The organism is Allomuricauda ruestringensis DSM 13258 (genome assembly GCF_000224085.1).
In the GTDB taxonomy this organism is placed as follows: domain Bacteria; phylum Bacteroidota; class Bacteroidia; order Flavobacteriales; family Flavobacteriaceae; genus Flagellimonas; species Flagellimonas ruestringensis.
In genome coordinates, this window is the sequence record NC_015945.1 from 41,646 (window position 1) to 66,875 (window position 25,230).

Below are 25,230 nucleotides of genomic sequence, written 5' to 3' on the forward strand. Positions count from 1 at the left end.
CAAAAACATGCCCAAACCAAAAATCGTAGTGCTAACCGGGGCAGGGATGAGTGCTGAAAGCGGACTGAAAACCTTTCGGGACGAAAACGGTCTTTGGGAAGGCCATGATGTGATGGAAGTGGCATCACCACAAGGGTTTGCCCGTAATCCTGAGTTGGTGCTCGAATTCTACAACCAGCGAAGGCGGCAATTGTTGGAGGTTATTCCCAATGCAGGCCATAAGGCCCTGGCCGAATTAGAACAAGATTTTGATGTGAGCATTGTAACCCAAAACGTGGACAATCTGCACGAAAAAGCAGGGAGTTCCTATGTAGTGCATTTACACGGTGAACTGTTCAAAGTGCGAAGTACCGTAAACGAAAACCATGTGTTGGATTGGAAAAAAGACTTGGTTTTAGGGGATACGGACGACAAAGGGCACCAGCTACGCCCCCATATTGTTTGGTTTGGCGAAATGGTTCCGATGTTGGAAACTGCCGCACAAATCACACAACAGGCCGAAATACTGATTATTGTGGGAACCTCTATGCAAGTGTATCCAGCGGCAAGCTTAATCCATTACGCGCCAAATAAAACCCCGATTTACTTTATAGACCCAAAGCCCAATATTCGTTCATCGGATTTTGAAAACCTTACGGTAATCCCCAAAACAGCAGCAGAGGGAATTCCTGAATTGGTGGAAAAGTTTTTTAATAGTTGGCCCTAGTTTCTTTTGCCCAGGCCACCAATACATTTATTTGCTCCTCGGTCAATTTCGCATCTTCATGGGTCCATGTGTATTCCTTTAAGGGCATTTTTCCCTCTTCCACCTCTTCGATGAGCTCTTCCAGTTTATGGTCCTTTTTTTCAGCATCGTAGTTGGCCCAATCGGAAAAATTAAGATGTTCCTTGCCCTCTTCAATATGGTCTGCCAACCAATAGGAAACCGGAGCAATGTTATTGTACCAAGGATATTTGGTATTGGCGCTATGGCAATCGTAACAGGCCGTTTTCAAAATTTGTTTTACCTCTGTTGGAGGTTGGGTCTCCGTTTCAAACGCAACCACATAATCGCCTTCAGCTACATTTTTTTCAGGTCGGTAAAATTGCATTCCTATCAATACAACCAAAAGAACAATTGCTATTTTTTTTACTATTTTCATCACCTACAGGATTTTAGTAAATATATTGATTTTTTGTGACCGAAGAGGAACTCCATATCAGACTTAGTTCAGGTAGAATATCAAAACTTGAAATAGATGTTTTGGTTCAGCAATTGAGGAAAGAGCCCCAATTGGCCCCGATACTTTATCAAGAAGTTTTATGGGAAGATAAAGAAGGTACTTTTAATGCCAGTTGGAGCTTTGACCATTTGATGCGAAAAGACCCCTCCTTGATCCTCCCCTTTTTTGAAGATTTTGTGAACGATTTGTCAGAATTAAAAACCGAATCTTGTATTAGACCCATTGCACACGTTTGTGAAATGGTCTGCAAAGCCTACTTTAAGAAAAAAGACCCCGTTTTTGTCCAAAATATTACCGACGACCAATTGGAAAAAATAATGACATCCTGTTTTGATTGGCTCATTGGCCCCATGAACATGGCTCCCAAGGTATTTTCCATGACCAGTCTGTATTACTTAGGTTTAAAATTTGATTGGGTACACCCAGAACTCAAACAAGTGTTGGAGGACACTTACGCCACAGGAACCGCGGGCTACAAAAACCGAGCAAAAAAAACTCTGGATAAGTTGGCCAAATTGGGCATCTAAACCACAGCGTTTAAGTATCTTTGATGCTTTCAAAATTTTCTTGACCATGTCGCTGACACAACTAAATGCCATTTCGCCGATTGACGGTAGATATAGAAACAAAACCAAGGCCCTAAAAGACTATTTTTCGGAAGAGGCCCTGATCAAATACCGTGTTCAAGTCGAAATTGAATACTTTATCGCCCTCTGCGAGGTTCCATTGCCGCAATTGGCCGATTTCAACAAAACGCTGTTCCCCGAATTACAAAAAATTTATCAAGAGTTTTCTGCAGAAGATGCACAGGCAATCAAAGATATTGAAAAGACCACCAACCACGATGTTAAAGCCGTGGAGTACTTTATCAAGCAAAAGTTTGATGCATTAAACCTTCAAAAATACAAGGAGTTTATCCACTTTGGGTTGACTTCACAAGATATCAACAATACTGCGATACCTCTATCCATCAAAGAAGCCATGAACAATGTGTACGTGCCTTCTTATTTAGAGGTTTTGGAAAAATTGAAGGAGCTTGCCAAAGCATGGGAAAACATCCCCATGTTGGCAAGAACACACGGACAACCAGCCTCCCCTACCCGTTTGGGCAAGGAAATCGATGTTTTCGTCGTACGTTTTAAGGAGCAGTTCAATTTATTGAACGATATCCCCAGCGCCGCTAAATTCGGTGGAGCTACCGGGAACTACAATGCCCACAAAGTAGCTTATCCAAAAATTGATTGGAGAGCCTTCGGAAAACAATTTGTGCAAGAAAAATTAGGTTTGCACCACTCTTTCCCAACCACTCAAATTGAGCATTACGACCACATGGCCGCTTTGTTTGATTGTTTGAAGCGCATCAACACTATTTTGATTGATTTGGACCGAGATATGTGGACCTATATTTCCATGGATTACTTTAAACAAAAAATCAAAAAAGGGGAAGTGGGTTCATCGGCCATGCCGCACAAGGTAAACCCTATCGATTTTGAGAATTCTGAAGGGAACCTGGGATTGGCCAACGCCATTTTTGAACATTTATCCGCCAAATTGCCAATTTCCAGATTACAGCGCGACCTTACGGACAGTACGGTTCTACGTAATGTTGGAGTGCCATTTGCACACACCTTGGTCGGTTTTCAGTCCACTTTAAAAGGATTGAACAAATTGGTACTGAACCAAGCCAAGTTCGAAAAAGATCTGGAAGACAACTGGGCCGTTGTGGCAGAGGCCATTCAGACCATTTTACGAAGAGAAGGCTATCCAAATCCATACGAAGCATTGAAAGGTTTAACGCGCACCAACGAGAAAATCAATCAAAAATCCATTGCCGATTTTATTGAGACGTTGAATGTCTCCGATACCATAAAAGCCGAGTTAAAGCAAATAACCCCAGCGAATTATACAGGAGTTTAAGTACTTGTCATTCCTGCGAAAGAAGGAATCCAATCATCAATCCATACAACTGTTCCTTCGACTATTGCTCAAGGTAAACTAAACGCGAGAACTTAAGACATCTCGACTGCGCTCGATGTGACACGCGTCTCCTTTCTTTACGCTCACCACCCAGCTTAGAAAAACGAGGAAAAAGTGTCTTCTGAAGGAGAGGAACGACTGAAGAATCTCCTTTCGCAAGAACAAGTACAATTCACAAGTTCAAGAGCAAAAAACATCTGTGTCCATTCGTGAAATCCGTGTCAAACCTTTAACCCTATACAATTGACCTGAAAACCCAACAATTCATCAAGCTAAAAATCGAACCATGCAAGAATCTAACTATCCGTTTATCCTTCTCTATGAATTTCGACTTGATGTGGGTATGGGATTTCGATTCCAGCCTTGTCTAGGGCTAGCTTGCAATTCTCATGGGTTGCAAAATACACATCCCAATAATCATCTGGCTCACAAAAAGGCCTTACCGCAAAATTCACGGAGCTATCTCCCAGTTCCAATACATTTACCGAAGGAGCAGGGTCTTTTAGCACCTTTGGATTGGATGTCAACACCTCCAACAATACTTCTTTGGTCTTTTTGATATCCTCACCGTAGCCCACTCCTATTACGGTATCGACACGCATTTTACCCTCTGCGGTATAGTTGATAATGTTCCCGTTCGCCATGGCACCATTGGGAACAATGGCCAGCCTGTTTTGCGGGGTTACCAACTTTGTGGTAAAGATTTCAATCCCCTTTACTTTTCCCAAAACACCTTGGGCCTCAATCAAATCGCCAATTTTATAAGGCTTAAATATCATAATCAACACACCTCCTGCAAAATTGGAAAGTGAACCCTGCAAAGCCAGCCCAACAGCAAGACCTGCAGCGGCAATCAAGGCTGCAAATGTGGTGACATCGACCCCCAAACGGGAAATAACTATAATGATCAGGAATATTTTTAATGCCCATGAAAAGAGATTCAAGAGAAATGTCTGAAGAGATTGATCATACTTGCTTTTGGACATCACCTTACGCGTACCCTTTATTACCTTTTTCACTACCCACATACCGATAATGTAGATAACAAGTGCCGTAATCAGTTTTGGGCCGAATTCTTTGGCCAGTTCAATACCATAGTCAAACCATTCTTGTGCTTTTTCCATTATGCTAGAGTTTTGTTAGTGTTCTTATTATGAGACACTAAGATACTAAACCAGGTCACGCTTTTGATTTTCCTAAAAAGAAAAAGGGCGACAAATGCCACCCTCCTTCGAAATTTATGATGATTGGTCTTAGCCTTTTAGAAAATCTCCAATCTCACCAAGCCCTTCTCCTTTGTAATCGGATTTTTGTATGGCTTGCATTAATTGAATGATATGTGCGGGATTCATATCCTTACCAAGTACTCGTACTAAGGCAAAGCCTTTATCTTCACTGTCCCCATAAATAATTACTTCATCAATGGCATCCTCATCTCCCAAATATTTGATGACTCCCTTGCCATATTTTGAATTGATCTTCATGAGCTCCACAAATTGATCGCCCTTTAAAATCTCGCGTACTTTTTTCTTCTCAACCTCATACTCCGCTTCATTATCGGCATTCTTTTTAAAGGCCAACAAATTGAATTTACGAAGTGATTCAATTGCTTCTTTCTGGGTTGGGTTCAAATCTTCCTCGTTTAGCTTTAAGATACTTGCAGGAACATCTATGGACAAAAAGTTTGGGTTCTCCGAATTGTCCACATAATACTCTTGCAGGCTTTGCTGCGAAGCACACGAAGCCAGAAGCACTGCTCCGGCCACCAATATGGTTTTAATAATATGTTTCATCTGTTCTTTTTTTTGATTGATTTTATATGCTGATAATCAGTTGACAATAATTGGTTGGAGCTTGTTGCGTTTTGTTACAGTATCCAACCGATTATTGCCAACCGATGTCTTAATTAATTCTTTTTACTTGCCTCGTTGAGTTCTTCCGGTAAGTTCATTTTTTTGGTCAATGAACCGATTTTGTTCAAGTCAATATCACCGGTAAGTGATAAAATTACAGTCTCGAACTTTCTGCCATCGGCCTCAACGTTCTTCATACCTGTCACGAACATGAGCAGTTCGCTCACATGATCCGCATCCTTGCCCTCTTTAATATAGAACTTGACATTGGCGTCTTTGTCCTTTACCCTCATCAACTCTTCCATTTTGGAAGATTTTAGGTAACTATCCACGGAAGATTTCATATCATCTCCAATTTTCTTGTTTTCAGTTGTGAAAACCTTTAGGCTTTTTAAGCTACTGGCAATATCCATAAAGTCTTGTGCTTCTGGATCATCTACCTCTACATCAATCTTTGCCAATAGATTGAACATGCTTTTGTTCACCACTACGGATGTTACATCGTCCAGATCCTCAAATTTGTCAAAAAGGGATTGTGAAAATCCGGCCAAAGGCACTAATGCCATTACTACGATTAAAATATACTTTTTCATCTTTTCGTTTTTTAATTGTTGTTGTAAATTTTCTCTTTTGCTTCTTCGAACTCTTTTAGATAGGCCACCTTTTCTGTTCCTCGGCCAAAATTTTCCGCTAAGAGTTCAAACGCTTTTTTGGTTTCTTCGTAGGCATACTCTGCCTTTTCTTGTTCCAAACGCTTAGTTTCTTGGTACTGATTACCAAAATAAATGCCAAAGGTGAGAACTACTGCCGCTGCAACGGATAGCCACTTGTAATAGTTTACTCTAGGTTTTAATGGTACCTGCTTGGTATACTTTTCTTCCTTGGCCATGGAAAAGTAGTTGAACATAGGTTTGTACTGTTCCAAATGAGGCGCTACCTCTTCTTGTGAAAAATACTCCCTGAGTGCTCTTTCTTCATCCACTGTGGCAGTGGCCTCGAAATACTTCTCCAATATTTTTTCTATGTTACCCAATTCCATAGTTATGTTTTTTTATTAATTCTTCCCTTACTGTTTTTCTCGCCCTCGACAGTGTTACGCGCACTGCTGTTGGTTTCATGTCCATGAGTTCGCATATCTCATCGAACTCGTATTGCTCTACATCCCGTAGCTGCAATATCATTTTTTGTTGTTCTGGCAGGTCTTCCATAATCCGTTCCATCCAACTTACGCTGTCCTCGGCCTCCATTTGCTTTTGTAAGGAGGTATTTTCGTCACTGTAGTTGCTATGAACCAATTTTAGGTTTCCTGCTTGCTTGGACTTTAACCGGTCCAAACAAAAGTTTTTGGTCATGGTCATGGCAAAGGCCTCAACATTTTTGTACTTTGACATGGACTCGTTCTTTGACCATAGCTTCAACAAAATTTCTTGAGTGGCGTCTTCCGCTTCTTCGCGAGAGACCAACAGGCGTTTTGCGAGCCTGTATAGTTTGTCTTGAAAGGGCAAAACCACATTTAAGAATTCTGTTTGTTTCATTTGGTTGTCTTAGTTGCTTTTGTGTCTTTCTTATCGACCTACACTATCACGACGATACATATCGAAAATTGTTACAAAAAATTTGCAATCTCCTTATATAAAGGTATTTTGCAAGGCAAATTTGCATGATTGTTCATGTAATTTTACTCAATTCAACCTACACCTCAGATAAATTTGGAATAAAATTTGAGTAAATTCATTAAAAATAAAGCTATGAAAAAGTATTTCTTCCTGTTTTTAGGATTGTCTTTCGTGTTTTTATCCTGTAGTGATGACGATGGAATCAAAAACGGACCTACCCCCGACCCCGACCCGAGTGCAGATGTTGCAGCCCAAGATTTTATGTGGAAAGCCATGAACCTCTGGTATTTTTGGCAAGCTGATGTTCCAGACCTTGCTAATGACAGGTTTGCGACCAACGCAGAATACACTGCTTTTTTGAAGAATAATTCTGATCCTGAAAATTTTTATTATAGCATTTGTAACAGACACGAAGAAATTTATGGCGAGGAAACTGCCATAGACCGATTTAGTTTTGCCAATGAAGATTATACCGAGTTAGTAAACAGTCTCTCGGGCATATCCCAAAGCAACGGCTTGGAATTTAGATTATCTTATATTGGAAATACCAATGATGTTTTTGGGTACGTTTTATATGTTTGGCCCGATTCCGATGCATCTACGAAGGATATTCAACGAGGTGATTTTTTTACCAGAGTTGATGGTATCCAACTGACAGGCAGCAACTATATCGACTTACTTTTTGGTGACAACAGTACTTATACACTCGGAATGGCAACCGTAACCGATAACACAATTTCTGACAGTGACAAAGAAGTTTCGCTTTCCAAAATAGAAAATCAAGTTGAAAATCCTATTCTGGTTGCAAAAACATTAGATGTAAACGGTACAAAGGTCGCCTACTTAATGTACAATAGATTTTTGAGCAGTTTTAATGAAGATTTGAACAATACCTTTGCTAAATTTAAGACCGATGGCGCCACCGAACTGGTTTTGGACATGCGTTATAATCCAGGTGGCTCAGTAAACACCTCGCGCCTTTTGGCCAGTATGATATATGGCACAAATACAAGTGATGTTTATATTAGACAACGATGGAACGCTAAGATACAAGCCGAGTTTTCCGATGAATCCCTGACTGACTACTTCGCAAATTCTACGGGAGCGAGTGCCATTAACTCTTTAAACTTGAGCAGAATATTTGTGATTGCCACAGGTGATTCCGCTTCGGCAAGTGAATTGGTGATGAACGGACTGGATCCATATATCGATGTAATCCATATTGGTGAGACTACGCGAGGAAAAAACGAATTTTCCATTACGCTGGTTGACGATATTGATAACTCTTTCATTTATAATAGCGACCGTGAAGGCAACATCAACTCACAAAACTCTTGGGGGTTACAACCTTTGGTTGGTAGAAATGAGAATGCAGATGGATTTTATGACTACACCAGCGGCTTAAGCCCCGACATTGAACTAGCTGAAGACTTGACCAACTTTGGTGTGCTAGGAGATGTAAACGAGCCGCTTTTGGCCCGAGCCATAGAAGAAATCTCTGGAGTATCTGCCAAAATCAACTTTACTGTAGAAATGCCTGCGGAATCTTTTACATCTTCAAGATTACATACTCCATTAAAGGATAATATGTTTTTGGACAAACCTCTTCCTACAAATTTTGAGTTGGAATAAAAAAACCTGTTTAAAAAAACACCTAAACCTTTATTGGATGCATAACACAGAACCCATAGCCCTGCGACCCTGAAACAAGTTCAGGGCAAGCAGTTTTTGGCATGACGAGTAATTAATTGCAAACAGTTTATCGTTGATTGCATATTGATTTATGGGATCCACTTATCCTTGCCAAAATCGGGCTTGCGCTTTTCCAAAAACGCATTGCGGCCCTCCTTGGCCTCATCGGTCATGTAAGCCAAACGAGTGGCCTCTCCTGCAAACACTTGCTGTCCCACCATACCGTCATCGGTGAGGTTCATGGCAAATTTTAGCATTTTTATGGAGGTTGGTGACTTGGCCAAGACTTCCTGTGCCCATTGGTAGGCAGTGTCCTCCAATTCCTTGTGCGGAATTACGGCATTCACCATACCCATTTCGTAGGCTTCTTGAGCAGAATAGTTTCTTCCCAAAAAGAAGATTTCCCGCGCTTTTTTTTGCCCCACCATTTTAGCAAGATAGGCCGAGCCGTAGCCACCATCAAAACTGGTAACATCGGCATCGGTTTGTTTAAAAATGGCATGCTCTTTACTGGCCAGCGTCATATCGCACACCACATGTAGGCTATGCCCCCCTCCAACAGCCCATCCGGGCACTACGGCAATCACCACTTTGGGCATAAAACGAATCAAACGTTGTACCTCTAAAATATTTAAACGGTGATATCCATCGTCGCCAACGTAGCCTTTATGTCCACGTGCTTTTTGGTCTCCGCCACTACAGAAGGCCCATTTACCATCCTTGGACGAAGGCCCTTCACCAGAAAGTAGCACAACCCCAATAGAGGTATCCTCTTGGGCATCGTAAAATGCTTTGTAAAGTTCGCTTGTGGTTTTTGGACGGAACGCATTGCGTATATCCGGACGGTTAAAGGCGATGCGTGCCACGCCATTACATTTTTTATAGGTAATATCCTCGAATTCCATGGCGGTCTGCCAGTTGGGTGATTCCATAATAAACTTTTTATACCACAAATAACGGAAATTCTACGTTATTGTCATTGAGAAGTGCCTCCAGAGCTTGTTGTGGGGCAAAACCTGGCATGATCAAAAATTTGTTGCCTTTTGGACATCCTTTTTACTTAAGGGCAAACCACAACATAACAGTAATTTTACTTATGTAACTTTACTTTTTCACAAAGGCTTTGTTCATGAAAAAAATACCTTACAATTCATTTTTTGACCACCTGAACCAATATGTACCCGTTTCGAAAAAAGAGTTTGGCGATATTTTATCGTATTTTGACGAACGTTTTTTGGACAAAAAAGAAATAGTGATGCATGCTGGGGGGCCGTGTACCCATATCCACCTTGTGCTTAACGGCTGTATGCACATGTACTTTATCAATGAAAAAGGTGTGGAACGTACCGTTCAGTTTGCTTTGGAAAATTGGTGGCTCTCAGACTTCTTGGCCTTTCAGAACAAATCCAACACCGATTTTAACATACAAGCGGTAGAGAATACCCGGATTCTATCCATCAGTTATGAGAAACAAGAACAATTGCTCCATGAATTCCCCATACTTGAACGTTATTTTAGAACAATCTATCAAATTGCATACGGGGCCTCTCTAAATAAGGTGAAGCACATGTTTGGTTTATCAAAGGAAGAAATATACCTCCATTTTACAGAACATTTCCCAGAATTTGCCCAACGCGTGCCCCAATATTTAATTGCTTCTTTTTTGGGATTGACTCCAGAATATGTAAGCGAAATACGGGCAAAAAAGCGTTCTTAAACCCGTTTAAGTTTTCTGTTTATTTCTCGGGATACCTTAGCATCAACATTATAAAAAAGACAATCATGGAAACAAGAATTCAAATTGATGCAGCGGAACCATTGGCCTTCAAAGCTATGCTTGGGCTTGAAAATTACATGCAACAAAGCCAGTTGGACAAAATTCACTATGAGTTGATAAAAATTAGGGCCTCACAGCTCAACGGGTGTGCGTTCTGCATAAATATGCATGCCAAAGATGCCCTAGCACTGGGCGAAAATCCAAAAAGACTGCTTTTATTGGATGCCTGGTGGGACACGGACCTTTTCTCCGAGGAAGAAAGAGTGATTTTAAAAACTACGGAAGAAGTTACCATAGTACATAAAAATGGGCTAAGCCGAGAAACTTATGAAAAAGCCGTAAAGCTATTCGATGAGCATTATTTTTCGCAGATTATTATGGCCATTGTTACCATAAATGCTTGGAACCGTATTGCAATAAGTACCCACAAACCTTTACAAGATTAAAAAAAGTTATTAATAAGTTGATTTCAAGAGGCCCGGTATGGGCCTCTTGAAATCAACTGCCTTCGAGGCAAGCCCGCGAGGTATTCAAACGAACAAACCTTAACCCATTTCGATACAGAGCATCGGAAAATTAAATCCATTTAATGGGATTAAATCCTATATTAGTGTTCCACAATACATCAAAAACTTTGATATGAGGACCAGGCTTACTTTTTTATTTGTTTTGCTGATACTTTCATGCACATCATGTAAAAACTTTAAAGCAGAAAAAAATGATTCCGAACCCAAAATCCAAGATTTTAATACCGTTGCCATAAATAATGAGTATCAAATAAAGATTCCCCGTTTCATGAAGGGCACCACTGGATTGAATGAAGAAGCTTCCCTACAGTATCAAAGTCTGCTCAAAGAGGCATATCTTCTGGTAATTGATGAACCAAAATCAAGATTTGAAGAAGTATATAGGGATTTAGAGCAGTACGATGAGCAACTTTCCGTAATACAGAATTACAGGGATGCCAGGTTAAAAATATTATCGAGAACAACTGAAATCAATAGTAAATCCAAACCCCAATCTTTCAAAATAAACGGTTTGAGTGCAGAATTTATGGAAATTGATGCCAACATTAGTGGTGTCTCCAGTGAAATCTCTTATTTTTTGACCTTTGTTGAGGGGAGCAATAGGGTTTATATGATTATGGCCTGGACCCTGAAAGACAAAAAAACGGAACATAAAAAAACCTTTAAAACGATTGCCGAATCTTTTGAATTGATTGATTAGGAAACCATCTTAAAGGTTTATTGAATATTGGTTCTACTTTTACTTGCTCAAATACATTTTTCGTCTGGAGTACAAGTTATAGAACTCATCATCTTTTAAGCTATCAATAAATAAAATGCTCTCCCCTGTACTCTTCATTTCAGGTCCCAAGTTTTTGTTCACATTGGGGAACTTATTAAAAGAGAACACCGGTTGTTTTATAGCATATCCATCCAAATGTGGCCTAAAGTCGAAATCCTTTATTTTCTTTTCGCCCAACATTACTTTGGTGGCATAGTTTACATAAGGTTCGCCATAAGCCTTGGCAATAAAGGGAACCGTACGCGATGCCCGTGGGTTTGCCTCAATAATGTAAACAATGTCATCTTTTATGGCAAATTGGATATTGATCAGCCCTACCGTATTCAACGCCAATGCAATCTTTTTTGTATGATCCTTGATCTGTTGCATTACAAATTCGCCAAGGTTGAACGGTGGCAGTGTGGCATTGGAATCACCTGAGTGAATTCCGCAGGGCTCTATATGCTCCATAATACCGATAATATACACATCCTCACCATCGCAAATCGCGTCCGCTTCAGCTTCAATGGCGCCATCCAAGTAATGATCCAGCAACAATTTGTTGTTTGGTATCTTTCTTAACAAATCAACCACGTGGGCCTCCAATTCCTCTTTGTTGATAACAATTTTCATTCCTTGTCCACCTAACACGTAGGATGGCCTCACAAGCAATGGGAATTTTAGTTCCTCGGCCAAATCCAAGGCTTCATCTGCGGTTTCTGCCACACCGAATCTTGGGTAAGGAATGTTATTGTCTTTCAATAATGTGGAGAAACTTCCCCTGTCCTCTGCCAAATCCAAGGACTGGAAGCTGGTCCCAATAATATTTATTCCGTATTTATCCAGTTTTTCGGCCAATTTCAGTGCGGTTTGCCCTCCTAACTGTACAATAACCCCTTCGGGTTTTTCGTGAAGGATGATATCGTAAATATGTTCCCAGAATACAGGTTCAAAGTATAATTTGTCCGCCGTATCAAAATCGGTGGATACGGTTTCCGGGTTACAGTTGATCATGATGGTTTCGTAACCGCATTCGGCCGCGGCCAAAACTCCATGAACGCAGCAGTAATCGAATTCGATTCCTTGACCAATTCGGTTTGGGCCGGAACCGAGAACCACTACTTTCTTCTTATCGGTAACCACACTGTCGTTGGCTACGTAACGTTCACCATTGGCGGTTTCTATCTCTTCTTCAAAGGTGGAATAGTAGTAAGGAGTCACCGCCTTAAACTCAGCAGCACAAGTATCCACCAACTTATACACGCGGTTAATGCTCAAATCCATACGCTTGGTATGCACCTCGCTTTCCCAACAATCCAACATGTGGGCAATTTGTCGGTCGGCAAAACCTTTTTGCTTCGCTTCCAACAAAAGTGCTTTTGGCAAGCTTTCCACCGTATATTTTGATATTTCCATTTCCAAGAAGTGCAATTCCTCATATTGTTTTAGGAACCACATATCTATCTTGGTAATCTCGTGGATACGTTTTAATGGTATACCCAATTGGATGGCATCGTAGATAACAAACACCCTATCCCAGCTTGGCACTCTTAATTTTTCAATGATGGTTTCGTAATCCTTGTATCCCTTACCATCGGCACCCAAACCGTTTCGTTTAATCTCGAGGGATTGCGTGGCTTTGTGCAAGGCCTCTTGAAACGATCGTCCAATACCCATCACCTCTCCCACGGACTTCATCTGAAGGCCAAGGGTTCTGTCGGAGCCTTCGAACTTATCAAAGTTCCAACGAGGTATTTTAACGATTACGTAGTCCAATGTTGGCTCGAACAATGCTGATGTAGATTGAGTAATCTGGTTATCCAACTCATCCAAACTATAGCCAATAGCCAATTTAGCAGCGATTTTTGCAATGGGATAACCCGTTGCCTTAGAGGCCAAAGCAGATGATCTAGATACCCTTGGGTTGATCTCAATCGCTATAATATCTTCTTTCTCATCTGGGCTCACAGCAAACTGTACGTTACACCCTCCAGCGAAGTCGCCTATACTGCGCATCATGTGGATGGCCATATCCCGCATCCGTTGGAACGTTCTGTCGGACAATGTCATTGCGGGAGCAACGGTAATGGAATCCCCTGTATGGATACCCATTGGGTCCATATTCTCAATGGTACAGATAATGACTACATTGTCGTTTTTGTCGCGTAGCAGCTCCAACTCATATTCTTTCCAGCCCATCAAGGCTTTATCGATCATTACTTCGTGAATCGGAGAAACTTCCAAGCCATAGCTCAACATATCGTCGAACTCTGCTGGATCGTGTACGATGGCCGCTCCTGCCCCACCAAGCGTAAAGGAGGCTCGAATCACCAACGGAAACCCGAATTCTTGGGCAATTTCCTTTCCTTTTAGGAAGGATGTTGCGGAAGCCTGTGGAGGCATGCCTATGCCAATTTTGAGCATCAGCTCCCTAAACTTTTCACGGTCCTCGGTAATGTTGATGGCGTCGATGTCTACCCCTATGATTTTCACTCCAAAATCTTCCCAGATACCTTTGTCATCGGCCTCTATACAAAGGTTCAATGCTGTTTGTCCGCCCATAGTTGGCAATACAGCATCGATATTCGGGTGTTTTTTAAGAATTTCTATAATTGACTTGGTCGTCAAGGGTTTTAGATAAACGTGGTCCGCCATGGTCGGGTCCGTCATAATGGTGGCGGGGTTGCTGTTAATCAAAATGGTTTCAATCCCGTCTTCCCGTAAAGAGCGAAGTGCTTGGGAACCTGAATAATCGAACTCGCATGCCTGACCGATAATGATTGGGCCAGAACCAATAATCAAAATGGAATTTAAATCTTTTCTCTTGGGCATCGTATAGGAGGTTACTCGTTATTTGTTTATACGTCAAAAAAAAGGTGTTACCCAAAAAAGTAACACCTTTAATTTAAATAATATATACTATCATTATTTTTTATGTCTTGGCTCAGAGGATACAGATAATCTTTTTCTTCCTTTGGCTCTTCTTCTCGCAAGAACTTTTCTACCATTGGCAGTCGCCATGCGCTCCCTAAAACCATGCTTGTTTCTTCTCTTCCTTTTGGATGGTTGATACGTTCTTTTCATTTCCGAACTGTTTTATGGATTTTGATGTTGGGAAATTTGTTTTCCCTAAAAAATTCTGGGCGCAAATATACGAAGACTTTTTACTTTGGCAAGTCCAAACTTAAAATATTTAATTAACTTTTTAGTACTTTTGCCAGCGCTTAACATTAGGTAAAAATCACTAGACAATATGTTCAATAAAAATATCAAGCTCGTTATTGCCGTTCTTATCATTGCTTATGCCGTTTTCCAGTTCGTGGAAGGCAACATTGGCAACGGAATTGCATTGATCTTGCTATCCTTCGTTTTCATTTTTCTATACTTTAGAAATGAGTTTATCCTATTGGCCTTTCTTAAAATGAGAAAGCAGGATTTGGACGGTGTACAAAGATGGCTTGATAAAATAAAGAACCCTGAGTCCGCTTTAATCAAAAAACAAGTGGGGTATTACAACTATCTGCACGGTATTATCTACTCACAAAAAAACCTGACACAGGCCGAAAAGTACTTTAAAAAGGCCTTGAAGTTTGGTCTCACCATGGATTACGATGTGGCCATGGCCAAATTGAGCCTTGCGGGCATTGCCATGCAAAAACGCAGAAAGCGCGAAGCTACCCAATTGTTGAAAGAGGCCAAGAAATTGGACAAAAACAACATGCTTACCGACCAGATCAAGATGATGCAGCAGCAGATGAAGAAGATTTAGGGTTCTTCCTAAGCTTCCTCATTATCTCTTTTCTTAATTTGGGTTGAAAATTTGTCAAACCAGATTTTGCCTTCGTCAATTTTATCGGCTTTTAATGACTTGAATACTTGTGCTGAATTACCGTCAACTATCACGGTGTTTCTTTTATTAATTGATAAATTCATTAAAAAATGAATTACATACTATTACATTGGGTGTAAAAATTCAGGTCAAATTTAAATTATACGGATATTTTAATTAAATTTGTACGTATAATAAGTTTGGGTTATGGACACAAAACTAACTTTAAAGCTTAATCAAGAAATAATTGAACGAGCAAAAGAATATGCTGCAGATAAAAAAATGAGCTTGTCCAGAATTGTGGAAGCTTATTTGCAATCTTTGACATCTGACAAGAAAGGTTCAGATGTAGAAATTTCTCCATTCGTTAAAAGTTTATCTACTGGAGTCAAAATCCCTGCTGACTTAGATTCCAAAACAGCATATTCCGATTATTTATTGGAGAAATACAAATAGATGAGAAAAAGATTGTTTCTCGATACGAATGTAATTCTTGATTTACTTGGAGAAAGAGACCCTTACTATGATTCCATAGCTAAAATTGCCACACTGGCCGATAAAGACGTGCTAACTTTAGTTGTCTCACCCATATCGTTTGCAACTTTAAACTACTTTCTATCAAAATTTGAATCTGCACAAATTGCTAGGGGAAAATTAAGGAAATTTAAAATCTTATGTACAATCTGCGAACTAGATGAACACATCATTGAAAAAGGGCTGAATTCCGATTTTAAAGATTTCGAAGATGCGCTACAATATTTTAGTGCTGTGGATTCTGATTGCGATATTATTATTACTAGGAACGGAAAAGACTTTAAAAAGTCTTTGTTGCCAGTTATGACTGCGGATGAATATTTGCAGAGCATAAAATCAACATAACATCACCTATTCTAAATGGCAACTGTGCTGCTAAAAACAACCGAAGACCTATACCAACAAATCCGTAATCTATAAGCGTTCGTTCCAAACCCTACTTCCCCTCACTCCACACTCGGCAATACCCATTATGCGAAAACCGGACCGTATCCTTATTACTTAAATTCATACAACAAATCCACATCCGTCAATTGATATGGGGCATTCGTCAATTCATTGTGCTGTTTTATATTGAAATGCATTAGCTTCACTATTAACCGAATTTGTTTAAACCATGCTGGACAAAAATTTAATAAACGTTCTATCCAAAATCTACAAGTATGAGAATTCTAAATACGATTTTGACAAAAAAGTTAAAGTATATCAAACCCCCAACAACTTAACAGAAAAACAAAAAGAACTACTTGAAGCTAGTAATTTTGAGCTCAACAGAATAAGGGAACATAATCATGACCAAGTTATAAAAGAACTAAAGGGTATTACAGAAAACCCCGATCTTGAACATATTGTCTCCAACCTGTTCATCAAAGCCGTAGGAGCAGGTCTCAAAAGAGGCATACAACCTATTTTTAGCTATTATTTTGCCAAAAACATGCCACTTCATGATTTTAATCCATTCATCAAAAAAGGATACCAAATGGAAAATACTTGCAAAATTTGTGGGATGAAGAATAGGATGTGGGGCAATGACAGCAAAAATCTATATGATTTATATATTGGATATTGTAGGCTCGGCGGTTATGCCGAGATGCTTTTAGATCTAAAAGAGGTAGTGGCTTTTGAAAATGTTACAGCTACAAATGATGAAAAAAATATTTTTTTAAAAGTAATCGACCTTATTGGAAAAGCACCGAAAGATGAAGTACCTTCTCAACTGATAAAACGGTTGAGCAAAGAAAAATGTCTGCCAGGCAGCAATAATACTTCCCGTATTTGGGTTGTAAAATGTTTGGCCGAATTGGGCATACTCAGGAACTCATACAGCAACAACTATAGCATTATGAATCCATTTATTCCTTATGAACAAAAGTGGGAATGGGAGAATGATATTCATAAAAAATCCCCGCCAAGAGCGGATGTGGAGTTTCCTATTTCCGCATGGAGGGGGAAATTGGGTGTTAATAGGGAGTTTGCAAAAAGAATAATGACCAGTGCCAAAATTGCGTAAAATAAATTTAAACATATTTTTCACAAATCACACAAAAGCTGATAATGGAAATATTGAGCAAATAATTGAATTTGCGCCCAACGCCAAATGCTAACTCAAAACCATTTTTAGAATGGCAAATAACTATTTCCCTGTACTGCCCACACGATAATATCCCTTGTTCGGAATCTCGATGGTATATTTTTTACGGGAAGCATTGTTCAAGTGTGGTTCGCGCAACCAAGGGTTGTATCTCTTCAATACTTTGTAGTTGATTTCGTAAAGCGCTGCAAAATCGGCCCAGTTGGTTACGGCAGTATCCACTTCCACCGTAAAGGTCGGAGCCTTTTCATACATATCCTCTTCATCCAACTGAAAACCATACTTATCACGGTTAGAGATAATTTCTTTAATGGCCAAAATACGGAACACATAACGCCCTGTCTCCTGTCCCAAGAGCAAATCGTAATAATCGTCCACTTGTTGAATGCCCATATACTTTTGGATACCTGCAGGTCCGGCATTGTATGCAGCGGCGGTCAAGGTCCAGGTTCCAAATCGGTCTTTCCACTTATTTAGATAATCACAGGCCACTTGCGTCGCTTTTTCCACATGGTAGCGTTCATCTACATTATCGTTTACTTCAAGACCGTATTCTCTTCCAGTGCCTTTCATAATTTGCCAAAAACCTGTGGCACCCGCTGGAGAAACCACGTTTTCCAATCCACTTTCGGCCACGGCCAAGTATTTAAAATCATCTGGAATACCATTCTTTTTAAGAATAGGCTCAATGATCGGGAAATATTTATTGGCCCGCTTCATCAACAAAAGGGCATTGGATTGCCAATAGGTATTCACCAAAAATTCACGATCCACACGTTCCATAATTTCCGGGTCTTCTTGCGGAACCGGTTCACCCGCAAAATTAAGGTCTTCAGGAATTTCTATGGCACTGATCTGATAGGTATCAGCCACATTCTTGTCCGTGCTGGTCGTTTCTGGCGCCTTTATCACGGGTTTTTCCGTTTCACTTGACTGCACAGCAAAAATCAAAGTGCTTCCAACTGCAATCAATCCTATAATAGCGAGTATGTTTTTGATGTATTTCATAGCAATTAATTTTAAGAGTACCGTAAAGATACTATTATATAGACGAAATTATTTCAAAATAATTGTGGGAAGGTGCTCATTGAACCACTTGGCACGGTGAATGATCATGGTGTGAGTGCCATTTTTAACCGGAATACAGTCCTTGATGTTCGTTATGGGAAAAACGGAATCCCGTACTCCTTGGATGTGGACCACATTTTTTTGGGGTTCTTCTTGGTCCCAATTCACAATCTGGTCTATGGACCAATCAATATAACACTTGTCACGAATGGATAAATACTTTTCATATAAATGCAAACGCTTGGTCACCGTTTCACCAAAAGCGTATTTGGCCAATAGTTCCACATTGTTTACCAAGCCCGTAGGCAGTAATTTGTGTACTTTGGTGTACTTGGCGAAAATCATTCTTTTGGGGAGTTCGTGCATACTTTTTACGGAAGATACCACAATTACTTTTCGGGTTGGGATAATTTTGGCCATCTCCTGCACTAACATACCACCAAAGGAAACACCCAGCAAAACAGGGTTGGGCTCCTCAATCTTTTCGCACATCTTCTTGGCATAATCGGTAAGGCTCATCCCCTTTTCGGGTATAAACCATTCCAAAATATGGGTCGTAAACTGGTCTTCCGGAAGTTTTATTCCTTCAAAAATGGATGCATTGGCAGCCATTCCAGGGATTAGGTAAACAGGGATTTTATTATCGGACATATGGTACCAAATATCGGCAAGGACTAGGAAATTAGCAATATTTTGACTAATTTTGTATCCCTTTTGCAGCTAACCCCATCAAATGAATACATTTTTTTAATCAGGGGAACACAGAACTACCCATTTGGGTGCTTCTACAGAGTCATTAAAAAAACAAATACTATATGACAACATTGGAAATCACTGACAATAGTTTCTTACGTCAATTTGAAACTAAGGTCAATGGGCATTTAGCCAAAATTGAGTACTCTTCACAAGAGCGCAAAGTATTTTTGACCAAACTGGTTATTCCAGAAGAAATTACAGAAGAGGGGTTTAAAGAGGATTTTATCAAAGCCGTTTTAAACGAAATTCAGGAAAACAACCTTAGAGTTGTACCTACCAGCCCTCAAATTGCAGGTTTTTTAAGAAAAAATAGGCAATACAAGGATATGTTACCAGTTGGTATTCGCATCTGATCAAGCCTACCATCAGTAAAAGCATTAAAGCCTCCTCAACCGGGAGGTTTTTTTATGCCATGATTTCGCTGGTCACAAATTCGAATCGTACCAGACCATCAGCATCAATATCGGTAAGCTCTATTTGGTGCAGGGTATTCACCAAAGCAGGGTCCCAAGGTGCTTTTACCTTTACATAATTTTCGGTAAACCCATGGATATAGCCTTTTTTATTCTCTCCCTCGAACAAAACGGTGCGCACACTCCCCAATTGACTCTCATAAAAAGCCCTACGCTTTTTGGCGGAAAGTCCCCGGAGCATCTTGCTTCGTTTGCTACGTACCTTTTTGGGGACCACTTCGTCCATTTCGGCTGCCACGGTATTGTCTCTTTCTGAATAGGTGAATACATGTAAATAGGAAACATCCAGTTCATTCAAAAAATGATAGGTCTCCAAGAAGTGTTCGTCGGTCTCTCCGGGAAAACCCACGATCACATCCACCCCGATACAGGCGTGAGGCATCGCTTTTTTGATGCGCTCTACCCTATCCACATACAAATTGGACAAATAACGACGACGCATCTTCTTTAAAATAGCATCACTACCGCTCTGCAACGGCACATGAAAATGAGGCACAAAAGAGTTGCTCTGTGCCACAAAATCTATTGTCTCGTTCTTGAGTAAATTAGGCTCAATTGAAGATATACGAAGACGATGAATGCCATCAATGGTATCCAAGGCCTTAACCAAGTCCAAAAAGGTATGCTCGTGCCTTTTATTGCCAAACTCCCCTTTTCCGTAGTCGCCAATGTTAACTCCCGTTAAAACAATCTCCTTAATATCTTGAGAGGCAATTTCCCTGGCATTGTGCAACACATTGCCCAAGGTATCGCTACGCGAAATTCCGCGTGCCAAGGGAATGGTACAGTAGGTACATTTGTAGTCGCAGCCATCTTGCACCTTTAAAAAGGCACGGGTACGGTCGCCAATGGCATAACTGCCCACATAAAAATCGGCATCTTCTATCTCGCAGGAATGCACTTCCCCCCTATCGTTTTTGGTAAGGTCGTTCAGGTAGTCGGTAATCTTGAACTTTTCCGTAGCGCCCAGCACCAAATCAACGCCATCTACCTCGGCCAATTCTTCGGGTTTGAGCTGTGCATAGCAGCCCACCGCTGCCACAAAAGCTTCAGGATTGGCTTTTTGGGCCTGCTTTACGATGGTTTTAAAACGCTTATCCGCATTCTCGGTCACCGAACAGGTATTGATCACATACACATCTGCTTTTTCGGAAAAGTCCACACGCTCAAACTCCTCCTTTTCAAAACCTCTGGCAATCGTTGAGGTTTCGGAGAAATTGAGCTTGCAGCCCAGCGTGTAAAATGCAACCTTTTTGTTCATATACCTGCTATGCGTTTTAGGGGCGCAAAGATAGTGATTTGTTGGGAGTTATCGCAAATGGTCGGATGCTTCAAAGTTCAGGGTTTAATGTATAGGATTCACGGTTTAGGGTTGATGGTTAATCGTCCACTGCCTACTGCCTACTGCCTACTGCCTACTGCCTACTGCCTACTAAAACAATCTATCACTTTCCCATCCATCAAATTTCCGACATCTTTTAAGTAACTTGTGTGCCCATACCAACCATAAAAATCAACTAAATGAAAAAGTTTATCATCCTAGCCTTAATTACCTTTGTCTTTTCCAACCTATCCCTTGCGCAGGAATATCAACCTACTGCTGAAAACCTCGAGAACAGGGAATGGTTTCAAGATGCAAAATTCGGGATGTTCATCCATTGGGGCGTGTATTCTGTATTGGGCGTGCACGAATGGGTCATGGAAACACAGTCCATTGATAAAAAGACCTACGAAAAAATACCTGCGTTTTTCAACCCTACCGAGTTTAATGCGGAAGAATGGGTGCTCTTGGCCAAATCAGCAGGCATGAAATACATCACCATAACCACCAAACACCACGATGGCTTTGCCATGTTCGATAGTGAAATATCCGGCTGGGATATTATGGACAGAACGGTTTACAAGAAAGATGTCATCAAACAAATGGCCGAAGCCTGTAAAAAACATGGTTTAAAACTGTTCCTCTATTATTCGCAACTGGATTGGCACCATAACGACTATTACCCAAGAGGGGGTACGGGAAATAAAGCAGGAAGACCCGATAATGGCAATTGGGAAAACTATCTTGATTACATGAACGGTCAACTCACCGAATTGCTCACCAATTATGGAGATATTGGAGGTATTTGGTTTGATGGCTGGTGGGACAAAAAAGAGGCCGACTGGCAACTTCAGAAAACTTACAATTTAATCCACAAACTGCAGCCACAGGCCATGATTGGGAGCAATCACCACCAAGTTCCCAACAATGGTGAAGACTTTCAGATGTTTGAAAAAGACCTGCCCGGGGAAAATAAAGGAGGTTTCAGTGGAGATTCCGAAGTGGGCAACCTACCCCTTGAAACTGCCGAGACCATGGCGCAACGATGGGGTTTTTCCTTGCAAGACAAAGCCTATAAATCCTCCAAGGAACTGATTCAATATTTGGTGAAAGCAGCGGGCTACAATTCTAACTTCCTTTTAAACGTCGGCCCCATGCCCAATGGAAAAATTCAACCCGAATTTATCGACACCCTAAAAGTTGTGGGAAATTGGACCTCAACCTATGGCGAAACCATCTACGGAACTCGAGGCGGACCTATTCCACCGCAAAGTTGGGGCGTATCAACCCATAAAGAAGATAAAATCTATATCCACATCATGGATTGGAAAACCGATAATTTCTTTTTCCCGACCATAGCTGGCAATGTTAAAAGCGTGATTGATTTTGAATCCAAGAAAAAGCTGAAGCATAGCACCAACTCTTACGGTACCTTGGTAGCGCTTCCAGAAAACCGAGATTATGACCAGGTGGACTTTGTGCTTGAAGTGAATCTTAAATAAAATTACCCCTAAACAATGAAAAAAATATATTTCATTTCTGCACTTATTATTCTTTCTTTTTCCTGTAAACAAAAAACTTCAAAGGTTGATCTCAACAAAATGATGATTAGGATGGCTGAACTCGAAATCGAGGTTAAACATCTTCCAGAATATTTATCGGAACTAAAAAAAGAAGCTACAGCTTCAATGGAATTGGAAAGTGGTGTAATCTCCATTTTTCCAATGTACAAGGAGCAAAATCCTACAGAAATTACGATTGTGGAAATATATGCCGACAAAAAAGCCTACGAAGCGCATTTAGAAACACCTCATTTTAAAGAATACAAGGCCAATACATTGAAAATGGTGCAATCGCTAAAATTAATTGATATGACTCCAATCGATTCAACAACAATGCACTTAATCTTTAAAAAATTGAACTAACGAATTCATATTCTCATTAAGAATCTTGATTTATCAATGGAAAACAATCCATAACAACTCTTCTTCCCTAAACTCTATATTAGTGATGATGCTGTATTTTATTGAGTACAGCCCTTAAATTCACTACCTTGAACCTTTAACTTAAACCAATTGTATGAAACTCCGATTACTTTTATTGAGCCTAGTCCTCGTGGCCGGCTATTCCTGTAAAACAGAACCCAAATCGTCCTTGGCGGACTACCAAGGTGAGGAGAACTACTCCGTAATCATCAGCGAGACCAAAGTGGGCTATTTAAAAGCCAACACCTCTGGTGACACCATTAATATTGACTACGATTACAAAAACAACGGTCGGGGTCCGACCATGAAAGAGACTATCGTTTTGAACGCCAAAGGCTATCCTGTAAATTGGCAAGTAAGCGGAAATACCACCTTTGGTAATGCCGTTAACGAGCAGTTCTCCCTCGAAGGCGGAGAAGCATCTTGGACAGATGCAACGGGCTCTGGAAGTGCCTCTGTGGATGCCCCACAGATTTACGTAAACCAATTTGGAAGTCCGTACACCGCAGTTTTGGCGGCACGCTTGCTCATGGATGCACCCGAAAACACCTTGTCCGTGCTTCCGGCTGGGAACTTGACCTTGACCAAAATGGAAGATTTGACCGTCCCAAATGCATCAGGCGAAGGAGAATTGGCCTTGACCACCTACGCCCTTTCTGGTGCCGAGATGAACCCTTCCTATTTTATCATGGATGAAAACAAAGCGTTCTTCGCAGCAATCTCTCCAAGATATATTGTAATTCGGGATGGTTACGAAGCCGAAGAAAAAGGCTTGCGCGAATTGGCCGAAAACTATTCCGCCGAGCGTTATGAAAAACTTCAAAAGGAATACGCCAACAACTACAACAAAAAAGTGCGTATCAAAAACGTAAAGGTTTTTGACCCCAAGACCTTATCCTTGACCGACCCGGTTTCTGTGGTGGTGGAAGGTGAAAAAATTGCTGCCATTGAAGCAGCCGATGCCACTGGCGAGGACGAAGTAGTCATCGAGGGCAACGGGGGGACTTTAGTTCCCGGATTGTACGAAATGCATGCCCACACGGGCGACAACGGTGCCCTGTTGAACATTTTGGCGGGAGTTACCTCTTTCCGCGATATGGGAAACAATACCGAAGTGCTCAGCAACCTCATTGAAAAAATAAACTCCGGCGTATTGGCCGGACCCCGCGTTACCCGACTTGGTTTTATTGAAGGGAAAAGCCCCTACAGCAGTAACAACGGTATTTTGGTGGAAAGCGAAGAAGAGGCTTTGGCCGCTGTGGACACCTACGACAGCCTTGGCTTTTACGGTGTAAAACTATATAATAGTATGAATGGCGATTGGGCCCCTGCCATTGTAAAAAAAGCCCATGACCAAGGCCTTTTCGTAACGGGTCACGTACCCGCATTCTCCAACGCCAACGATATGCTACGCGCTGGTTATGATGAAATGACGCACATTAACCAGACCATGTTGGGCTGGGTATTGGAACCGGACGAAGATACCCGTACGCTATTGCGTTTGACCGCCATGAAACGTTTCCCAGAACTGGATTTGAATAGCGACAAAGTGCAAGAGACCATGGATTTGTTTGTGGCCAACAAAACGGCGATGGACCCAACCTTGGCCATCCACGAGCGTTTGATGCTCTCCCGCAATGGAGAGGTAACCCCCGGTGCCTTGGATTATGTGGACCACATGCCCCCCAACGAGCAACGCAGCCTAAAAGTGGCCTTGGCGCAGATTGCGGACGAAGAAGAGGACAAAGCCTACCGCGATGCCTACGATAAAATTGTAGAGACTCTTCAACTGATGAAGGACAAAGGCATTTTAATTGTGGCCGGAACCGATTTGGGCGGCGCCTTTAACCTGCACCGCGAGTTGGAGCTTTACAACCAACAATTGGGCTATACCCCTGCCGAAGTCTTAAAATTGGCCAGCTACGACATGGCGCAATACTTGGGGCATGAAAGTTTAGGCAGCATTGAACCCGGTAAATTGGCGGATTTCTTTTTGGTGCCCGGCAACCCGGTAGAGGACATTAAAGCCATTAAAACCATTGCCATGGTATCGCGCGGCGGAACGTTTTACTACCCCTCCGATGTGTACCCTGCTTTTGGGATAACTCCTTTTACCGAAAAACCCGAAGTAACCGAATAACATCTTTTTCTTAGATAACTTTTAAAAGCCAGTGGTCGTTTGCTGCTGGCTTTTTTTATGAATGGAACCGTTCTCAATTTCTATTTGATGAATATTCGGTATTTTTCG

At 41.1% G+C, this 25,230-nt stretch carries 27 protein-coding genes; 15 read left to right on the forward strand and 12 right to left on the reverse strand.

Features of this window, described 5'->3' with window-relative positions; translation table 11 throughout:
• Nucleotides 1–7: 7 nt before the first annotated feature.
• Nucleotides 8–706, forward strand: a complete 699-nt coding sequence (locus MURRU_RS00220; RefSeq protein ID WP_014031387.1) for an SIR2 family NAD-dependent protein deacylase — start codon at nucleotides 8–10, stop codon at nucleotides 704–706.
• Here the strand turns inward: MURRU_RS00220 and MURRU_RS00225 are convergent.
• The gene (locus MURRU_RS00225) at nucleotides 690–1,142 is read right to left on the reverse strand and encodes a heme-binding domain-containing protein (RefSeq protein ID WP_014031388.1); all 453 of its coding nucleotides are present in this window, start codon (nucleotides 1,140–1,142) and stop codon (nucleotides 690–692) included. The genes MURRU_RS00220 and MURRU_RS00225 overlap by 17 nt on opposite strands.
• Nucleotides 1,143–1,177: 35 nt before the next feature.
• On the opposite strand from MURRU_RS00225, the gene MURRU_RS00230 reads away from it, so the two are divergent.
• The gene (locus MURRU_RS00230; protein WP_014031389.1) at nucleotides 1,178–1,750 is read left to right on the forward strand and encodes a hypothetical protein; all 573 of its coding nucleotides are present in this window, start codon (nucleotides 1,178–1,180) and stop codon (nucleotides 1,748–1,750) included.
• A gap of 46 nt (nucleotides 1,751–1,796) precedes the next feature.
• The gene (gene purB, locus MURRU_RS00235) at nucleotides 1,797–3,140 is read left to right on the forward strand and encodes an adenylosuccinate lyase (protein ID WP_014031390.1); all 1,344 of its coding nucleotides are present in this window, start codon (nucleotides 1,797–1,799) and stop codon (nucleotides 3,138–3,140) included.
• Between the two features lie 368 nt (nucleotides 3,141–3,508).
• Here purB and MURRU_RS00240 read toward each other — a convergent pair whose 3' ends face one another.
• The 5 genes from MURRU_RS00240 to MURRU_RS00260 form a co-directional block, all read right to left on the reverse strand.
• Entirely contained in the window at nucleotides 3,509–4,324 is an 816-nt protein-coding gene (locus tag MURRU_RS00240; protein ID WP_014031391.1) for a mechanosensitive ion channel family protein, read from the reverse strand.
• 129 nt (nucleotides 4,325–4,453) lie between these two features.
• Nucleotides 4,454–4,993, reverse strand: a complete 540-nt coding sequence (locus MURRU_RS00245) for a DUF4252 domain-containing protein (protein WP_014031392.1) — start codon at nucleotides 4,991–4,993, stop codon at nucleotides 4,454–4,456.
• A gap of 113 nt (nucleotides 4,994–5,106) precedes the next feature.
• On the reverse strand, nucleotides 5,107–5,646 hold the full coding sequence (locus tag MURRU_RS00250) for a DUF4252 domain-containing protein (protein WP_014031393.1): 540 nt from the start codon (nucleotides 5,644–5,646) through the stop codon (nucleotides 5,107–5,109).
• A gap of 11 nt (nucleotides 5,647–5,657) precedes the next feature.
• Nucleotides 5,658–6,092 (reverse strand): hypothetical protein, encoded by a 435-nt coding sequence (locus tag MURRU_RS00255; RefSeq protein ID WP_014031394.1) that lies wholly within the window; start codon nucleotides 6,090–6,092, stop codon nucleotides 5,658–5,660.
• Nucleotides 6,079–6,588 (reverse strand): RNA polymerase sigma factor, encoded by a 510-nt coding sequence (locus MURRU_RS00260; protein WP_014031395.1) that lies wholly within the window; start codon nucleotides 6,586–6,588, stop codon nucleotides 6,079–6,081. The genes MURRU_RS00255 and MURRU_RS00260 overlap by 14 nt, the downstream gene beginning before the upstream one ends.
• 213 nt (nucleotides 6,589–6,801) lie before the next feature.
• On the opposite strand from MURRU_RS00260, the gene MURRU_RS00265 reads away from it, so the two are divergent.
• The gene (locus MURRU_RS00265; protein ID WP_014031396.1) at nucleotides 6,802–8,301 is read left to right on the forward strand and encodes a S41 family peptidase; all 1,500 of its coding nucleotides are present in this window, start codon (nucleotides 6,802–6,804) and stop codon (nucleotides 8,299–8,301) included.
• A gap of 149 nt (nucleotides 8,302–8,450) precedes the next feature.
• Here MURRU_RS00265 and MURRU_RS00270 read toward each other — a convergent pair whose 3' ends face one another.
• The gene (locus MURRU_RS00270) at nucleotides 8,451–9,293 is read right to left on the reverse strand and encodes a 1,4-dihydroxy-2-naphthoyl-CoA synthase (protein ID WP_014031397.1); all 843 of its coding nucleotides are present in this window, start codon (nucleotides 9,291–9,293) and stop codon (nucleotides 8,451–8,453) included.
• 197 nt (nucleotides 9,294–9,490) lie between these two features.
• Here MURRU_RS00270 and MURRU_RS00275 point away from each other — a divergent pair, with 197 nt between their 5' ends.
• The 3 genes from MURRU_RS00275 (at nucleotide 9,491) to MURRU_RS00285 (ending at nucleotide 11,365) form a co-directional block, all read left to right on the forward strand.
• Entirely contained in the window at nucleotides 9,491–10,078 is a 588-nt protein-coding gene (locus tag MURRU_RS00275) for a Crp/Fnr family transcriptional regulator (RefSeq protein ID WP_014031398.1), read from the forward strand.
• Between the two features lie 65 nt (nucleotides 10,079–10,143).
• A complete protein-coding gene (locus tag MURRU_RS00280; protein WP_014031399.1) occupies nucleotides 10,144–10,584 on the forward strand; it encodes a carboxymuconolactone decarboxylase family protein in 441 nt (146 codons plus the stop codon).
• Between the two features lie 193 nt (nucleotides 10,585–10,777).
• A complete protein-coding gene (locus MURRU_RS00285) occupies nucleotides 10,778–11,365 on the forward strand; it encodes a hypothetical protein (RefSeq protein WP_014031400.1) in 588 nt (195 codons plus the stop codon).
• Between the two features lie 39 nt (nucleotides 11,366–11,404).
• Here MURRU_RS00285 and carB read toward each other — a convergent pair whose 3' ends face one another.
• Together carB and rpmH are read right to left on the reverse strand one after the other, a co-directional pair.
• A complete protein-coding gene (gene carB, locus MURRU_RS00290) occupies nucleotides 11,405–14,257 on the reverse strand; it encodes a carbamoyl-phosphate synthase large subunit (RefSeq protein ID WP_014031401.1) in 2,853 nt (950 codons plus the stop codon).
• Between the two features lie 93 nt (nucleotides 14,258–14,350).
• The gene (rpmH, locus tag MURRU_RS17535) at nucleotides 14,351–14,509 is read right to left on the reverse strand and encodes a 50S ribosomal protein L34 (RefSeq protein ID WP_014031402.1); all 159 of its coding nucleotides are present in this window, start codon (nucleotides 14,507–14,509) and stop codon (nucleotides 14,351–14,353) included.
• Between the two features lie 169 nt (nucleotides 14,510–14,678).
• Here rpmH and MURRU_RS00295 point away from each other — a divergent pair, with 169 nt between their 5' ends.
• From MURRU_RS00295 to MURRU_RS00310, 4 genes are all read left to right on the forward strand, one after another.
• Nucleotides 14,679–15,194: a membrane protein gene (locus tag MURRU_RS00295; RefSeq protein ID WP_014031403.1), complete on the forward strand. Its 516-nt coding sequence runs from the start codon at nucleotides 14,679–14,681 to the stop codon at nucleotides 15,192–15,194.
• A 267-nt stretch (nucleotides 15,195–15,461) separates the two neighbouring features.
• The gene (locus MURRU_RS00300) at nucleotides 15,462–15,710 is read left to right on the forward strand and encodes a DUF6364 family protein (RefSeq protein WP_014031405.1); all 249 of its coding nucleotides are present in this window, start codon (nucleotides 15,462–15,464) and stop codon (nucleotides 15,708–15,710) included.
• On the forward strand, nucleotides 15,711–16,133 hold the full coding sequence (locus MURRU_RS00305; RefSeq protein WP_014031406.1) for a type II toxin-antitoxin system VapC family toxin: 423 nt from the start codon (nucleotides 15,711–15,713) through the stop codon (nucleotides 16,131–16,133).
• A 271-nt stretch (nucleotides 16,134–16,404) separates the two neighbouring features.
• Nucleotides 16,405–17,298, forward strand: a complete 894-nt coding sequence (locus MURRU_RS00310) for a hypothetical protein (RefSeq protein ID WP_014031407.1) — start codon at nucleotides 16,405–16,407, stop codon at nucleotides 17,296–17,298.
• 123 nt (nucleotides 17,299–17,421) lie between these two features.
• Here the strand turns inward: MURRU_RS00310 and MURRU_RS00315 are convergent, their stop codons facing one another.
• Together MURRU_RS00315 and MURRU_RS00320 are read right to left on the reverse strand one after the other, a co-directional pair.
• A complete protein-coding gene (locus MURRU_RS00315) occupies nucleotides 17,422–18,387 on the reverse strand; it encodes a lytic transglycosylase domain-containing protein (protein WP_014031408.1) in 966 nt (321 codons plus the stop codon).
• Between the two features lie 48 nt (nucleotides 18,388–18,435).
• The gene (locus MURRU_RS00320) at nucleotides 18,436–19,098 is read right to left on the reverse strand and encodes an alpha/beta hydrolase family protein (RefSeq protein WP_014031409.1); all 663 of its coding nucleotides are present in this window, start codon (nucleotides 19,096–19,098) and stop codon (nucleotides 18,436–18,438) included.
• A 164-nt stretch (nucleotides 19,099–19,262) separates the two neighbouring features.
• Here MURRU_RS00320 and MURRU_RS00325 point away from each other — a divergent pair, with 164 nt between their 5' ends.
• Nucleotides 19,263–19,556, forward strand: coding sequence for a GNAT family N-acetyltransferase (locus MURRU_RS00325; RefSeq protein WP_014031410.1), 294 nt, complete (start codon nucleotides 19,263–19,265; stop codon nucleotides 19,554–19,556).
• 52 nt (nucleotides 19,557–19,608) lie between these two features.
• Here MURRU_RS00325 and mtaB read toward each other — a convergent pair whose 3' ends face one another.
• Nucleotides 19,609–20,937: a tRNA (N(6)-L-threonylcarbamoyladenosine(37)-C(2))-methylthiotransferase MtaB gene (mtaB, locus tag MURRU_RS00330; RefSeq protein ID WP_014031411.1), complete on the reverse strand. Its 1,329-nt coding sequence runs from the start codon at nucleotides 20,935–20,937 to the stop codon at nucleotides 19,609–19,611.
• A 260-nt stretch (nucleotides 20,938–21,197) separates the two neighbouring features.
• Between mtaB and MURRU_RS00335 the strand changes: the two genes are divergently transcribed.
• The 3 genes from MURRU_RS00335 (at nucleotide 21,198) to MURRU_RS00345 (ending at nucleotide 25,122) form a co-directional block, all read left to right on the forward strand.
• Nucleotides 21,198–22,499 (forward strand): alpha-L-fucosidase, encoded by a 1,302-nt coding sequence (locus MURRU_RS00335; protein WP_014031412.1) that lies wholly within the window; start codon nucleotides 21,198–21,200, stop codon nucleotides 22,497–22,499.
• A gap of 111 nt (nucleotides 22,500–22,610) precedes the next feature.
• Entirely contained in the window at nucleotides 22,611–22,922 is a 312-nt protein-coding gene (locus MURRU_RS00340; RefSeq protein ID WP_245545048.1) for a putative quinol monooxygenase, read from the forward strand.
• A gap of 154 nt (nucleotides 22,923–23,076) precedes the next feature.
• Complete coding sequence (locus MURRU_RS00345) at nucleotides 23,077–25,122, forward strand: amidohydrolase family protein (RefSeq protein WP_014031414.1); 2,046 nt, start codon at nucleotides 23,077–23,079, stop codon at nucleotides 25,120–25,122.
• Nucleotides 25,123–25,230 lie beyond the last annotated feature (108 nt).

What these genes read in the sequence shown, in the direction of transcription:
- MURRU_RS00220 (WP_014031387.1), top strand. Translation starts at nt 8, where the DNA reads ATGCCCAAACCAAAAATCGTAGTGCTAACCGGGGCAGGGATGAGTGCT.
- MURRU_RS00225 (WP_014031388.1), bottom strand. Translation starts at nt 1,142, where the DNA reads ATGAAAATAGTAAAAAAAATAGCAATTGTTCTTTTGGTTGTATTGATA.
- purB (WP_014031390.1), top strand. Translation starts at nt 1,797, where the DNA reads ATGTCGCTGACACAACTAAATGCCATTTCGCCGATTGACGGTAGATAT.
- MURRU_RS00240 (WP_014031391.1), bottom strand. Translation starts at nt 4,324, where the DNA reads ATGGAAAAAGCACAAGAATGGTTTGACTATGGTATTGAACTGGCCAAA.
- MURRU_RS00245 (WP_014031392.1), bottom strand. Translation starts at nt 4,993, where the DNA reads ATGAAACATATTATTAAAACCATATTGGTGGCCGGAGCAGTGCTTCTG.
- MURRU_RS00250 (WP_014031393.1), bottom strand. Translation starts at nt 5,646, where the DNA reads ATGAAAAAGTATATTTTAATCGTAGTAATGGCATTAGTGCCTTTGGCC.
- MURRU_RS00255 (WP_014031394.1), bottom strand. Translation starts at nt 6,092, where the DNA reads ATGGAATTGGGTAACATAGAAAAAATATTGGAGAAGTATTTCGAGGCC.
- MURRU_RS00260 (WP_014031395.1), bottom strand. Translation starts at nt 6,588, where the DNA reads ATGAAACAAACAGAATTCTTAAATGTGGTTTTGCCCTTTCAAGACAAA.
- MURRU_RS00265 (WP_014031396.1), top strand. Translation starts at nt 6,802, where the DNA reads ATGAAAAAGTATTTCTTCCTGTTTTTAGGATTGTCTTTCGTGTTTTTA.
- MURRU_RS00270 (WP_014031397.1), bottom strand. Translation starts at nt 9,293, where the DNA reads ATGGAATCACCCAACTGGCAGACCGCCATGGAATTCGAGGATATTACC.
- MURRU_RS00275 (WP_014031398.1), top strand. Translation starts at nt 9,491, where the DNA reads ATGAAAAAAATACCTTACAATTCATTTTTTGACCACCTGAACCAATAT.
- MURRU_RS00280 (WP_014031399.1), top strand. Translation starts at nt 10,144, where the DNA reads ATGGAAACAAGAATTCAAATTGATGCAGCGGAACCATTGGCCTTCAAA.
- MURRU_RS00285 (WP_014031400.1), top strand. Translation starts at nt 10,778, where the DNA reads ATGAGGACCAGGCTTACTTTTTTATTTGTTTTGCTGATACTTTCATGC.
- carB (WP_014031401.1), bottom strand. Translation starts at nt 14,257, where the DNA reads ATGCCCAAGAGAAAAGATTTAAATTCCATTTTGATTATTGGTTCTGGC.
- rpmH (WP_014031402.1), bottom strand. Translation starts at nt 14,509, where the DNA reads ATGAAAAGAACGTATCAACCATCCAAAAGGAAGAGAAGAAACAAGCAT.
- MURRU_RS00295 (WP_014031403.1), top strand. Translation starts at nt 14,679, where the DNA reads ATGTTCAATAAAAATATCAAGCTCGTTATTGCCGTTCTTATCATTGCT.
- MURRU_RS00300 (WP_014031405.1), top strand. Translation starts at nt 15,462, where the DNA reads ATGGACACAAAACTAACTTTAAAGCTTAATCAAGAAATAATTGAACGA.
- MURRU_RS00305 (WP_014031406.1), top strand. Translation starts at nt 15,711, where the DNA reads ATGAGAAAAAGATTGTTTCTCGATACGAATGTAATTCTTGATTTACTT.
- MURRU_RS00310 (WP_014031407.1), top strand. Translation starts at nt 16,405, where the DNA reads ATGCTGGACAAAAATTTAATAAACGTTCTATCCAAAATCTACAAGTAT.
- MURRU_RS00315 (WP_014031408.1), bottom strand. Translation starts at nt 18,387, where the DNA reads ATGAAATACATCAAAAACATACTCGCTATTATAGGATTGATTGCAGTT.
- MURRU_RS00320 (WP_014031409.1), bottom strand. Translation starts at nt 19,098, where the DNA reads ATGTCCGATAATAAAATCCCTGTTTACCTAATCCCTGGAATGGCTGCC.
- MURRU_RS00325 (WP_014031410.1), top strand. Translation starts at nt 19,263, where the DNA reads ATGACAACATTGGAAATCACTGACAATAGTTTCTTACGTCAATTTGAA.
- mtaB (WP_014031411.1), bottom strand. Translation starts at nt 20,937, where the DNA reads ATGAACAAAAAGGTTGCATTTTACACGCTGGGCTGCAAGCTCAATTTC.
- MURRU_RS00335 (WP_014031412.1), top strand. Translation starts at nt 21,198, where the DNA reads ATGAAAAAGTTTATCATCCTAGCCTTAATTACCTTTGTCTTTTCCAAC.
- MURRU_RS00340 (WP_245545048.1), top strand. Translation starts at nt 22,611, where the DNA reads ATGGCTGAACTCGAAATCGAGGTTAAACATCTTCCAGAATATTTATCG.
- MURRU_RS00345 (WP_014031414.1), top strand. Translation starts at nt 23,077, where the DNA reads ATGAAACTCCGATTACTTTTATTGAGCCTAGTCCTCGTGGCCGGCTAT.